Source organism: Streptomyces sp. NP-1717, assembly GCF_022695985.1.
Taxonomy (GTDB): domain Bacteria; phylum Actinomycetota; class Actinomycetes; order Streptomycetales; family Streptomycetaceae; genus Streptomyces.
Genome location: NZ_JAAPBF010000228.1, coordinates 1 through 11,704, shown reverse-complemented (window position 1 = coordinate 11,704; position 11,704 = coordinate 1). Strand labels below are relative to the sequence as shown.

The 11,704-nt window shown below is 71.1% G+C and carries 9 protein-coding genes; 6 read left to right on the top strand and 3 right to left on the bottom strand.

Annotated features, from left to right (window positions below; genetic code table 11):
- From GXP76_RS29895 to GXP76_RS29885, 3 genes are all read left to right on the top strand, one after another.
- Positions 1 to 950: biotin/lipoyl-containing protein (locus tag GXP76_RS29895; protein ID WP_308354221.1), on the top strand; the 950-nt coding region annotated here is incomplete at its 5' end.
- Positions 947 to 2,089 carry an acyl-CoA dehydrogenase family protein gene (locus GXP76_RS29890; RefSeq protein ID WP_242574743.1) on the top strand — a complete coding sequence of 381 codons (1,143 nt, stop codon included), beginning with the start codon at positions 947 to 949 and terminating at the stop codon, positions 2,087 to 2,089. The genes GXP76_RS29895 and GXP76_RS29890, both read left to right, overlap by 4 nt.
- Before the next feature lie 43 nt (positions 2,090 to 2,132).
- Complete coding sequence (locus GXP76_RS29885) at positions 2,133 to 3,722, top strand: 4-coumarate--CoA ligase family protein (protein WP_242574742.1); 1,590 nt, start codon at positions 2,133 to 2,135, stop codon at positions 3,720 to 3,722.
- Between the two features lie 27 nt (positions 3,723 to 3,749).
- Here GXP76_RS29885 and GXP76_RS29880 read toward each other — a convergent pair whose 3' ends face one another.
- Positions 3,750 to 5,804: a dynamin family protein gene (locus tag GXP76_RS29880; RefSeq protein ID WP_242574741.1), complete on the bottom strand. Its 2,055-nt coding sequence runs from the start codon at positions 5,802 to 5,804 to the stop codon at positions 3,750 to 3,752.
- A complete protein-coding gene (locus GXP76_RS29875) occupies positions 5,789 to 7,492 on the bottom strand; it encodes a GTPase (RefSeq protein ID WP_242574740.1) in 1,704 nt (567 codons plus the stop codon). Before GXP76_RS29875 ends, GXP76_RS29880 begins: the two co-directional genes overlap by 16 nt.
- A gap of 350 nt (positions 7,493 to 7,842) precedes the next feature.
- Between GXP76_RS29875 and GXP76_RS29870 the strand changes: the two genes are divergently transcribed.
- Together GXP76_RS29870 and GXP76_RS29865 are read left to right on the top strand one after the other, a co-directional pair.
- Entirely contained in the window at positions 7,843 to 8,577 is a 735-nt protein-coding gene (locus tag GXP76_RS29870) for an enoyl-CoA hydratase family protein (protein ID WP_242574739.1), read from the top strand.
- Complete coding sequence (locus GXP76_RS29865; RefSeq protein WP_242574738.1) at positions 8,565 to 9,161, top strand: TetR/AcrR family transcriptional regulator; 597 nt, start codon at positions 8,565 to 8,567, stop codon at positions 9,159 to 9,161. The genes GXP76_RS29870 and GXP76_RS29865 overlap by 13 nt, the downstream gene beginning before the upstream one ends.
- A 108-nt stretch (positions 9,162 to 9,269) precedes the next feature.
- On the opposite strand, the gene GXP76_RS29860 is transcribed toward GXP76_RS29865, so the two are convergent.
- On the bottom strand, positions 9,270 to 10,370 hold the full coding sequence (locus GXP76_RS29860; RefSeq protein ID WP_242574737.1) for a citrate synthase 2: 1,101 nt from the start codon (positions 10,368 to 10,370) through the stop codon (positions 9,270 to 9,272).
- Between the two features lie 271 nt (positions 10,371 to 10,641).
- On the opposite strand from GXP76_RS29860, the gene pdxH reads away from it, so the two are divergent.
- Complete coding sequence (gene pdxH / locus GXP76_RS29855; protein ID WP_242574744.1) at positions 10,642 to 11,271, top strand: pyridoxamine 5'-phosphate oxidase; 630 nt, start codon at positions 10,642 to 10,644, stop codon at positions 11,269 to 11,271.
- Positions 11,272 to 11,704 lie beyond the last annotated feature (433 nt).

The window sequence follows — 11,704 nt, the reverse complement described above, 5'->3', positions numbered from 1 at the left end:
GCGGCCCCGGCCGCGCCGGGGGGGACAGCGGCAGAGTCACCGCCCCCGGCGCCGCCACCCCGGACACACCGGAACCCGCGCTCGGCGGTCGTCCGCGGTTGCGGGTCGACAGCGGGTACGAGGCCGGTGACAGCGTCGGGGTGCACTACGACTCCATGCTCGCCAAGGTCGTCGCCTGGGCGCCCACCCGCGACGAGGCCGTCCGGCGGCTGGCCGACGCGCTGCGCCGGGCGCGGGTCCACGGGCCCGTCACCAACCGCGAACTGCTCGTACGGTCCCTGCTCCACCCGGACTTCACCGGCGGGCGGCTCGACACCGGCTTCTACGAACGGCACCTCGACGCGCTCACGGCGCCGGCCCCCGGCGACGGCGCCCGAGTCGCCGCCGTCGCCGCCGCGCTCGCCGACGCCGTACGCCGGGGCCACCCCGTCGGCGGGTGGCGGAACCTCGCCTCGCAGCCGCAGACCAAGACGTACGGCGCGCACGAGGTGCGCTACCACCGCACCCGCGACGGGTTCCGCGTCGAGGACGACACCCTGCGCGTCGTCGCCGTCTCCGTCGCACCCCACCGCGTCGGCCTCGAAGTCGACGGCGTACTGCGCCACTTCGACGTCGCCGAACACGGCGACCACGTCTACGTCGACAGCCCCGCCGGCTCCTACCGGCTCCGCGTCCACCCCCGCTTCACCGACCCCCGGACCGCCACCGCGCCCGGTTCGCTGCTCGCGCCCATGCCCGGCACCGTCGTACGGATCGCGGACGGGCTCGGCGAAGGCAGCACCGTCACCGCCGGGCAGCCGCTCGTCTGGCTGGAGGCCATGAAGATGGAGCACCGCATCACCGCTCCCGCCTCCGGCACGCTCACCGCGCTCCACGCCGCCCCCGGCAGCCAGGTCGAGGTCGGCGCGCTCCTCGCCGTAGTCACGGACACCGCCCAGGAGGACACATGAGCATCGTCGAAACGCAGGAACACCAGGACCTCCGCGCCGCCGTCGCCGCCCTCGGCCGCCGGCACGGGCGCGGCTTCGACCGCGACACCCTGTGGAGCGAGGCGGGCAAGCTCGGCTACCTCGGCGTCAACCTCCCCGAGGAGTACGGGGGCGGAGGCGGCGGCCTCGCCGAACTCTCCATAGTGCTGGAAGAGTTGGGCGCCGCCGGCTGCCCCCTGCTCCTCATGGTCGTGTCGCCCGCCATCTGCGGCACCGTCATCGCCCGCTTCGGCACCGAGGAGCAGAAGCGCGCCTGGCTCCCCGGACTCGCCGACGGCTCCCGCACCATGGCCTTCGGCATCACCGAACCCGACGCCGGGTCCAACTCCCACCGCATCACCACCACCGCCCGCAGGGCGGACGACAACGAAGGCGGCGGCTGGATACTCAACGGCCGCAAGGTCTTCGTCTCCGGCGTCGACATCACCGACGCCACTCTCGTCGTCGGCCGAACCGAGGACGCCAGGACGGGCTCGCTCAAGCCCTGCCTTTTCATCGTCCCGCGCGACGCGCAGGGCTTCCACCGGTCGCAGATCGACATGGAACTCCAGGCGGTGGAGAAGCAGTTCGAGCTGGTGCTGGACGACGTACGGCTGCCGGCCGACGCCCTCGTCGGCGACGAGGACGCCGGACTCCTCCAGCTCTTCGCGGGCCTCAACCCCGAACGCGTCATGACCGCCGCCTTCGCCCTCGGCATGGGCCGCCACGCCCTCGACAAGGCCGTCGACTACGCGAAGACCCGCCAGGTCTGGAAGCAGCCCATCGGCGCCCACCAGGCCATCGCCCACCCGCTCGCCCAGGCGTACATCGAGATCGAACTCGCCCGCCTGATGATGCGCAAAGCCGCCCACCTCTACGACGAGGGCGACGACACGGGCGCGGGCGAGGCCGCCAACATGGCCAAGTACGCGGCGGGGGAGGCCTGCGTACGCGCCGTCGACCAGGCCGTGCACACCCTCGGCGGCAACGGGCTCACCCGCGAGTACGGTCTGGCCTCCCTCATCACCGCGTCACGCGTGGCCCGTATCGCGCCCGTCAGCCGCGAAATGATCCTGAACTACGTGTCCCACCAGTCCCTGGGTCTCCCCAAGTCGTACTGAGACAGGCCATTCTGTCCGTCCACGCGTCGAAGGGGCAGTCGTCATGATCTTTCGCAGCGAGTACCCGGATGTCGAGCCGGTCGACCAGCCCATCCACGAGGCCGTCCTCGGCCGCGCCGCCGGATTCGGTGAGGCCGTCGCCCTCGTGGACGGTACGGACGGAACGACCGTCACCTATGCCCAACTGGACGCCTTCCACCGGCGTTTCGCCGCCGCTCTCACCGCGGCCGGTCTGCGCAAGGGTGACGTCCTGGCCCTGCACAGCCCCAACACCGTCGCGTACCCGGTGGTGTTCTACGGGGCCACCCGCGCCGGCGCCTCCGTCACCACCGTCCATCCGCTGTCCACCGCCGAGGAGTTCGCGAAACAGCTCAGGGACTCCTCGGCCCGCTGGATCGTCACCGTCTCGCCGCTGCTCGAAGTCGCCCGCAGATCGGCGGAGTTGGTCGGCGGCATCGAGGAGATCCTCGTCTGTGACCAGGCGCCGGGCCACCGCTCGGTCCTCGACATGATCGCCACCGAGCAGGGTGCGGTCCCCGAGGTCACCATCGACCCCGCCGAGGACATCGCCGCCCTCCCGTACTCCTCCGGCACCACCGCCAGCCCCAAGGGCGTCATGCTGACGCACCGCTCCATCGCCACCAACCTCGCGCAGCTCGACCCCGTCATCCCCATGGGTCCCGGCGACCGCATCCTCGCGGTGCTTCCCTTCTTCCACATCTACGGCCTCACCGCCCTGATGAACGCGCCGCTGCGGACCGGCGCCACCGTCGTCGTCCTGCCGCGCTTCGAACTCGACCAGTTCCTCGGCGCCATCGAGACGCACCGCATCAACGGTCTGTACGTCGCCCCGCCGATCGTCCTCGCGCTCGCCAAGCACCCGGCCGTCGCCCGCTACGACCTGTCCTCGCTCGACTACGTCGTCAGCGCCGCCGCGCCCCTCGACGCCCGCCTCGCCGAAGCCTGTTCGGCCCGTCTGGGGCTGCCGCCGGTCCGGCAGGCGTACGGCATGACCGAGCTGTCACCGGGCACGCACGTCGTCCCGCTGGACGCCGTCGACCCGCCCGCCGGAGCCGTGGGCAGACTCCTGCCCAGCACCGAGATGCGCGTCGTCTCGCTCGACGACCCCGGTACGGACACCCCCGTCGGCACCGACGGCGAAGTGCTCATCCGCGGCCCGCAGGTCATGAAGGGCTACCTCGGACGTCCCGAGGAGACCGCCCACATGATCGACGCCGACGGCTGGGTGCACACCGGCGACATCGGCCGGGTCGACGCCGACGGCTGGCTGTTCGTGGTCGACCGGGTGAAGGAGCTGATCAAGTACAAGGGCTTCCAGGTCGCCCCCGCCGACCTCGAAGCGCTGCTCCTGACCCACGAGTCGATAGCCGACGCCGCGGTGATCGGTGTGAACGACGAGGAGGGGAACGAGATCCCGAAGGCGTACGTCGTCCGCCGGCCCTCGGCGCCGGAACTGACCGGGGCCGACGTCATGGCGTACGTCGCGGAGCACGTCGCCCCGCACAAGAAGGTCCGCCGGGTCGAATTCATCGAGGGCGTGCCACGGGCGGTGTCCGGGAAGATCCTCAGGCGTGAACTGCGGGACAGGGAACGGCAGTCGGATACGGCGTGAGGCTCCGAGGAGGGGAGGGCGTCCCGTTCACGGCTCCTTGGTGAGAAGCGGCTGGAGGAAGGAGGCGATCTGCTGTTCGATCCCGGTGATCCGCTGCTCGTGCTCATACAGCGTGTCACGGACCTCGCGCTTGGTCCGCTCGTCCCTCCGGGACTGCTCGATGTTGCGCTGGACGATGCCGATCAGGTCCTGGAGCTGGCCGTGCAGTGCGTCGCCGATGTCCCCCCAGACCGCGCGCAGGGCGGTGGTACGGCTGGCGGCGTACTGCCGTGCGGACAGGCCGGCCGACTCCCTCATGTGTGTGGCGAACTCCTCGGCGACACGGTCACGCAGCTTGTCGCTGACGAAGATCGCCGAGCCGCCCGCCAACAGGGGCCCCAGAGCCGCGCCGATCGCCACGGCGAGACCTACCGGCGGCAGGGCGATGCTCAGGCTGATGATGCCGCCGGCCGTGGCCGCCGTCACGCCACCGGCCACGGCGGCGCCCGCGCCCGCGCCGGCCGCGAGGAGGTAGTTCGGGCGGTAGCGCCAGGGCACGTCGTTGATACGGCGCATGGATCCGCTGCCCCGCGACGCCGAGACGGCCAGGAGGCGCAGCAGGTCCTCGTGGTCCCGTACCGATCTCGACCCGGTCACCTCCGTGCGCAGCTTGTCCAGCAGCTGGGCATGAGTGCGCAGCAGCGGTTCCAGCTGGCGCAGGAGCTGCTGCTGCCGCTCCTGGACCAGCGGTTCGAGCTCCTTCGCGCTGAAGAGTTGCAACTTGCGCTGAAGGACACTCGTGTAGGAGTCCTCCATTTCGCGCGCCATCGCCGATCTGCCGCCCGGTGTGAGCACCCGCACGGCCTGTACGGCGCGGCGTCCGACGCCCTTTTGCTGGACCTTCCATTTGGAAACCTCGGCGCTCTCCGTTTTCAGGTACTCCGCGAAGGCGAGTTCCAACTCGAGACCGACCGAGGCGATCTGGGTGCCGACGACCTCGCGAATGGCGTCCGCGCTCTTGCGTAGATCGTCCTGGGTGTCCTGGCTGTCTGTCAGCAGGGCGTTGAGTTCAGCCGTGGACTTCATGAGCAGGGCGCCCTCGTCGTGCAGCCGCTGACGCAGCCCCACCGCGTTGTGGCGCAGGAACTCCGCGAGCCGGACGAACTTCACACGGGCCGCGTCGCGCATGCAGAACGACTCCAGCGCGCTTTCGAGCTCTTCGATCGCCGACTTCCGCTCCTTTTCCGCGTCCCCGGCGATGCGTGCTTGCAGTGCCTGGAGCGCGCTGACGAAGAACACGTTCGGCGCGGCGGGTGCCTCCCCGTCCCCTGCAAGCCCACTCGCGATGTTGCGACAGCGGGCCATGACACCCGCACGGTCGTGTTCGTCGATGCGGTCGAACTGGTTGACGACGAAGAAGATGTCTCTGTGTCCCAGTTGCCGCACGTACTGGAGGTAGTGCTCGGTCTCGTACGTGGTGAAAGGGCGCCCGGCATCGGTCACATAGACGACGGCGTCGACTTCCTCCAGGAAGCGCAGAGTGACGCGTTCGCGGTCGGGACTCTCGTTTATGCCCGCCGAGTCCACGATCTCCACCGACCTGCGAAGGAGTTCGAGCGGCTGCTCGACCACGGCCAGGCTGTAGGAAGGCATCCGCGGCGCACCGTGGGCGTCGAGCTGGAGAGAGACCTCGTGCTGGAACTCCTCGATCGTGACGGGCTTCGTCTCCTCGGGGCTGTCGACGCTGCGGTAGAGCCAGGCCCGTTCCTCCTCGCCCCATCGCAGCACGGTGGTGAAGGCGGTCGCCGGGTTCGCCATGGTGGGCAGGATCTTCTTGCCGAGCAAGGCGTTGATCAGCGTGCTCTTTCCGCTGCTGAACTCCCCGAGCACCATGACCCGGAACGTCTCGCGCTCGAACGCGGCTCCGCTGATGCCCAGCATCGACGGGGCGTCCGCGGTGTCGCCGAGAGCGGTTCTTGCTTCCACGGCGATCTGCTGGAGCGCCGCGTAGCGGGCACGCAACGTCGCCAGGTTCTCGCTCCAGCCCTGAAAGTGCGTCACGAGGGGCTCGGGCCCCGGCGAGTCCGTCAGTTCCTGCTCCATGATTCTCCTTCCGATGCACGGACACGTTCCCGTACGGCGAGTGCGAGCGACCGCGCCCGTTCGTCGAGACCGCGCCAGTGGTCAAGGGATTCAGGTACGGATGAGGCAGCGGCCGTGTGCAGCCGCCACCACTGCTCGTCGCGGTCCCGCGCCGATGCCAGCAGTCGCTCGTAGATCTCGGTCAGCCGGGCGCCGAGCAGCTGGGACTGCTCGGTGAACGCCCGCTCGGCGATGCCTCCCAGCGCCTCGATCGCACGTTGCCGCCGCTCGGCCTGACCGTGTTCCAGCAGTTCCGTCGTCAGGGCGGTGGCAGCCGCGCCGACCACTCCTCCGACCACGTCGGTGGCGAACGGCGACACCACACTGTCGAGGGCGCCGCCCACGAAGTCGGGCACCCAGGACGCGTCCCAGCCCGCCGCGTCCTCGGCTTCCGTCGATGCCGCCGTCCCGGCGAGGCGGGGCAGACGGGGCGCGGGCAGGGCGTGCTCGGTGTCGAGCTGTGACACGGCGGCGTCCTGGCTGCCCGATCGGTTGCGGCGCAGCGCCTCGCGAAGTGTGGCCGCATCACGCCGTAGTGCCTCGTCGACGGTCCGCGTCGCCCACTGCGTGAATTCCTCCATCGCCTGCTCGGTGACCGGCACGACGTGCAGTCGGACGAAGAGCTGTTCCTCGGGCGTCTCCAGCATCCCCGACAGCCGCTCGGAGAGCGTGCGTACCAGTTCCGTCCGGCGCCGGCGTCCCTCGGCGGCGATGGAGTCGGCCAACTCCCTTCGCCGCTCCTGGACTTCGCCTGCCAGCACGATCCAGCGGAAGCGGGCGGCCGTGTGCCGGGCCTGCCAGATCTCCGCCACGCGATCCTCGTACGTGTCGGACTCCGCGCAGGCTCCCGCCGCCAGTGCGCGGCCCGCCGCCTCCACGACGAGGTCGCAGACGGCGGCCAGGAGGCGGAGCCGGCGTGCGGTGCGCAGCGCGGCCCGCTCCTGGGCGCCGGCGAGAGCGGTCAGTACGGCACGGCACAGCTCGACCGCGTCCCCGGAGGCTGCTTCGGCCCCGGGAGTGACGGGGACAGGAGCGGCGAGGGCGGAGGCGTTGGGAGCGAGCCGACCGACGAGATGGCGGACGCGTTTCATGATCTGCGCCGCCTCGTCCCCGATCTCGTCCAGCTTCGAGACGACGAGGAGCAGCGGAGGGCTGTGCGGCGCCTCGGCCAGCGCCCGGACTCTGGCCTGCTCGGTCGCGAGCAGCGCGCGGCGCGCCTCCGTGACCACCACGACGGCGTCGCAGTCCGCGACGATCCGCGCGAGCGCTTCGGAGTCGGGTTCCCGCGTACCCGACCAGGTCTCCCAACCGGGTGTGTCCACCAGCTCGATGCCGGACCGGACCATCCAGGCGTCGGCGGGCAGCCGCGGAACGACGACTCCGACCCGGCCCGACGCGGCCTCTCCCGGCTCGCCGCCCGCCGTCACCAGGACCGGACGGCCGGGGGCGGGAAGGACGGAGACGGGGACACAGTCCGCCCCGGCCAGTTCGTTCACCAGCCGGGACTTGCCGACGTTCGTGCCTCCGACGACACAGATCCGGGCGGTCGGTGCGCCCGCCCGGCGGACAGCCTGCCGTACCAGCTCAGCGGCGCCGTCGGCACCCGCGCGGGTGGCGAGCAGCGCCACCTGACGGGCAAGAGCCGCCATGTCGACGGACCGGGCTTCCGGTCGACCGCTGTCGGCTTCCGATGTCTGACCGCCCGTCATCGCACCGCCTCACTGTCCGTCCCACCCATCAGGCGGCCATGATGCCAACTACCCAGAAAAGCCGCAGGGTTTACCCAAAACGGCCCGACCTGGACCCGACATCCCCATCCCCCTGTGCCGGACCACCTGCCGGATCACCCGCTGGACGGGACGAGGAAACCCGCCCCCGCTGCGGCCGACGCGGCTGACGCGGCGGCGGTACGGGAACCATGCATGCGCGCTTGATTGATTCCGTGCGCGCTGCCAGTCTCTGAACCCTCGTACACCGGACCGCGAAAGACGGAGACCACGTGACGCTCGTCGCGACCGCGCACGAGCGCGGCATCACCACCTTGACCCTGGACGCGCCGGCCAAGCGCAACGCCCTGTCGGCGCGGCTCGTCGGGGAGCTGGCCGAGGCGCTCACCGGGTGCGCCAAGGACCCGTCCGTACGCGCCGTGGTCCTCAGCCACACCGGCACCACCTTCTGCGCCGGCGCCGATCTGAAGGAGCCGCCGAACCCGTACACCTTCGTCGCCCTCCTGCGGCAGATCGTGGAGCATCCCAAGCCCGTCGTGGCCCGCGTCACCGGCCATGTCCGGGCCGGGGGCCTCGGGCTGCTCGGGGCCTGCGACCTCGTGATCGCCTCCACCGGCTCGGACTTCGCGTTCACGGAGGTACGGATCGGGGTCGCGCCCGCCGTGATCTCGATGCCCCTGCTGCCCCGGATGACACCGCGCGCCGCCGCCCGCCACTACCTCACCGGCGAGACCTTCGGCGCGGCCGAGGCCGTCACCGACGGGCTCGTCACCGAGGCCGCCGACGACGTGGACAGCGCGCTGGCGCCGGTCCTGGACGCCCTGCGCCGGGGCTCCCCGCAGGGGCTGGCCGAGTCGAAGAAGCTGCTGAGCGCGCGGGTGCTGGAGACCTTCGACCAGTACGCGGAGGATCTCGTCCAGCGCTCGGCGTCCCTCTTCGCCACGGCCGAGGCCCGCGAGGGGATGGCGGCGTTCCTCGAACGGCGGGACGCGGCATGGGTGCGGTGACCACCTCGAAGGAGCCCAAGCAGGACCGCAGCCGCGTCACCCGCCGGCGGCTGCTGGAGGCCGCCGTCGCCTGCCTCGCCGAACACGGCTGGGCGGGCTCCACCGTCTCCGTCGTCGCCGAACGCGCCGGGGTGTCGCGCGGCGCGGCGCAGCACCACTTCCCCACCCGCGAGGATCTGTTCACCGCGGCCGTCGAGTACGTCGCCGAGGAACGCTCCACCGCGCTGCGCGCCCTCGCGCCGAGCGGGCCGACCCACCGCCGCGAGGTGGTCGAGGCGGTCGTCGCGCTCTACACCGGGCCGCTGTTCCGGGCCGCGCTCCATCTGTGGGTCGCGGCGTCCGACGAGGAGCAGCTGCGGCTCCGCGTCACCGAACTCGAAGCCCGGGTGGGCCGTGAGGCGCACCGTATGACGGTGGAGCTGCTGGGCGCGGACGAGTCGGTGCCCGGCGTACGCGAGACGGTCCAGGGCCTGCTGGACATGGCGCGCGGCCTGGGTCTGGCCACGCTGCTGACGGACGACACGCAGCGGCGGAAACGAGTGGTCGCGCAGTGGGGGAGGATTCTGGAGACGGTACTGGGCTGACGGGGACGGCGGCTGCGGCCGGGGGACTCCGGGGCCGGACGCGGGGACGCGGCCCCCGGTGCGCCGGGAAGCCGCGTCACGTCACCACCTCACCTCACCGCCCGCCCGTCAGGACGCGATGTCGTCGTACCCCTCGATCTCGCGCGGGTCCCGCACCCCCGGCCCCACATACCGCGCCGAGGGCCGCACCAGCCGCCCCGTCCGCTTCTGCTCCAGGATGTGCGCCGACCAGCCCGCCGTCCGCGCGCACGTGAACATCGACGTGAACATGTGCGCGGGCACCTCGGCGAAGTCCAGCATGATCGCCGCCCAGAACTCCACGTTCGTCGCCAGCACCCGGTCCGGCCTGCGCGCGTGCAGCTCCTCCAGCGCCGCCTTCTCCAGTGCCTCGGCGACCTCGTAACGCGGCGCGTCCAGTTCCTTCGCCGTACGCCTCAGTACGCGGGCGCGCGGGTCCTCCGCCCGGTACACGCGGTGGCCGAAGCCCATCAGCCGCTCGCCCTTGTCGAGGGCCCGCTTCACATACGCCGTCGCGTCGCCCAGCCGCTCGATCTCCTCGATCATGCCGAGGACCCGCGACGGGGCGCCGCCGTGCAGCGGCCCGGACATGGCGCCGACGGCCCCCGAGAGGGCCGCGGCGACGTCCGCGCCGGTGGAGGCGATGACGCGGGCCGTGAATGTGGAGGCGTTCATGCCGTGCTCGGCCGCCGACGTCCAGTACGCGTCGACCGCCTTGACGTGCCGGGGGTCGGGCTCGCCGCGCCAGCGGATCATGAAGCGTTCGACGACGGACTCGGCCTTGTCGATCTCGCTCTGCGGCACCATCGGCACCCCCTGGCCGCGCGCAGACTGCGCCACGTACGACAGGGCCATGACGGCGGCCCGCGCCAGCTCGTCGCGCGCCGTCGCCTCGTCGGTGTCGAGGAGCGGTTTGAGGCCCCAGACGGGGGCGAGCATCGCGAGCGCCGCCTGGACGTCGACGCGGATGTCGCCGGAGTGGACGGGGATGGGGAAGGGCTCGGCGGGCGGCAGCCCCGGATTGAAGGCGCCGTCCACGAGCAGGCCCCACACGTTTCCGTAGGACACGTGGCCGACCAGATCCTCGATGTCGACACCCCGGTAACGGAGGGCGCCGCCCTCCTTGTCCGGTTCGGCGATCTCCGTCTCGAAAGCGACGACTCCTTCGAGTCCGGGTACGAAATCGGACATCAGGCGGCTCCTCTGGTGTGACGGACGCGGAAGCGTGCGGCTGAACCGGGAGACGGCTTACGGCCTACGGCCCGCGATCCGGTGTCAGAAGTTGTCGGCGCCGCGACGGATCCTCGGTCGTTGTCGTACGACTCGCGGTCCGGAACGGTCATCCGTACTCACCGTCCTGCCCAACCCGGACATCGAATCAACCATGACACGGTCCCGGCATTGCGCGAGGATGGGTCGCGTGCCTCACACCCCGCCCTCCGAGACCCCCGACCCCGCCGTGATGCGCGAGCAGTACCGCGGTACCGCGTTCCTGGAGACCGACCTCGCCGCCACGCCGATGGAACAGTTCGGGCGCTGGTTCAAGGACGCGGTGGCCGGCGGTCTGCACGAGCCGAACGCGATGGTGGTCTCCACCGCGACGCCCGACGGCCGCCCGTCGTCGCGCACGGTGCTGCTCAAGGCGTACGACGAGCGGGGCTTCGTCTTCTACACGAACTACGGATCCCGCAAGGGCCGGGAGATCGAGGCGAATCCGTACGTCGGTCTGCTCTTCCCCTGGCACGGACTGGCCCTCCAGGTCGTCGTCACCGGTACGGCGTCCCGCGTCGGCCGCGAGGAGACCGCGGCGTACTTCCGCACCCGCCCGCACGGCTCCCAGCTCGGCGCGTGGGCCAGCGACCAGTCCACACCGATCGGCTCGCGCGCCGAGCTGCTCGAACGGTACGAGGAACTGGGCCGGCGCTACGGGCCGGACGAGCAGGTGCCGGTGCCGCCGCACTGGGGCGGTGTCCGGGTCGTTCCGGAGACGGTCGAGTTCTGGCAGGGCCACGAGAACCGGCTGCACGACCGGCTGCGGTACGTGCGCGAGCCGGAGTCCGGCGCCTGGCGGGTGGAGAGGCTCTGCCCGTAGCGCTCCAGGCCGTAGCGCTCCAGGCCGTAACGCTCCCGGCCGTAGCACTCCCGGCCCTCGCGACACCGGCAACGCAGACGACCCGCGTGCTCAGGTTCCTCCGGGGAGGAGCCGGCCGGACTTACCGGCGAGCACGCGGGTCGGGTGACTGCTTGGATTGGGCCGGTGGTTCACCGGCACCGCACGTGTGCGACGACGGGCGTCAGCCCGCAGCCACCTCACTTGTCCGGATTGAAATCACTTCCGAACCACCTCCCTTCTAGTGTGCTCACCAGCCTAGGAAGCCCTCCCGCGACCCACAAGTGATTATTTTGGATTTCCACCGCACAACGATTTCCGGGAACAAGGTGTGTGCTGGGTCACGTTCGAGTTGAATGATCGTAGGTGTGACCAAGCAGCCGGCAGGGGGTGCCAAGGATGAGTGCTTCCCGGA

Bases quoted from the DNA above. Each gene is read 5' to 3' on its own strand.
- pdxH (WP_242574744.1), top strand. From the start codon at position 10,642: ATGCGCGAGCAGTACCGCGGTACCGCGTTCCTGGAGACCGACCTCGCC.
- GXP76_RS29890 (WP_242574743.1), top strand. From the start codon at position 947: ATGAGCATCGTCGAAACGCAGGAACACCAGGACCTCCGCGCCGCCGTC.
- GXP76_RS29860 (WP_242574737.1), bottom strand. From the start codon at position 10,370: ATGTCCGATTTCGTACCCGGACTCGAAGGAGTCGTCGCTTTCGAGACG.
- GXP76_RS29875 (WP_242574740.1), bottom strand. From the start codon at position 7,492: ATGGCGGCTCTTGCCCGTCAGGTGGCGCTGCTCGCCACCCGCGCGGGT.
- GXP76_RS29865 (WP_242574738.1), top strand. From the start codon at position 8,565: ATGGGTGCGGTGACCACCTCGAAGGAGCCCAAGCAGGACCGCAGCCGC.
- GXP76_RS29880 (WP_242574741.1), bottom strand. From the start codon at position 5,804: ATGGAGCAGGAACTGACGGACTCGCCGGGGCCCGAGCCCCTCGTGACG.
- GXP76_RS29885 (WP_242574742.1), top strand. From the start codon at position 2,133: ATGATCTTTCGCAGCGAGTACCCGGATGTCGAGCCGGTCGACCAGCCC.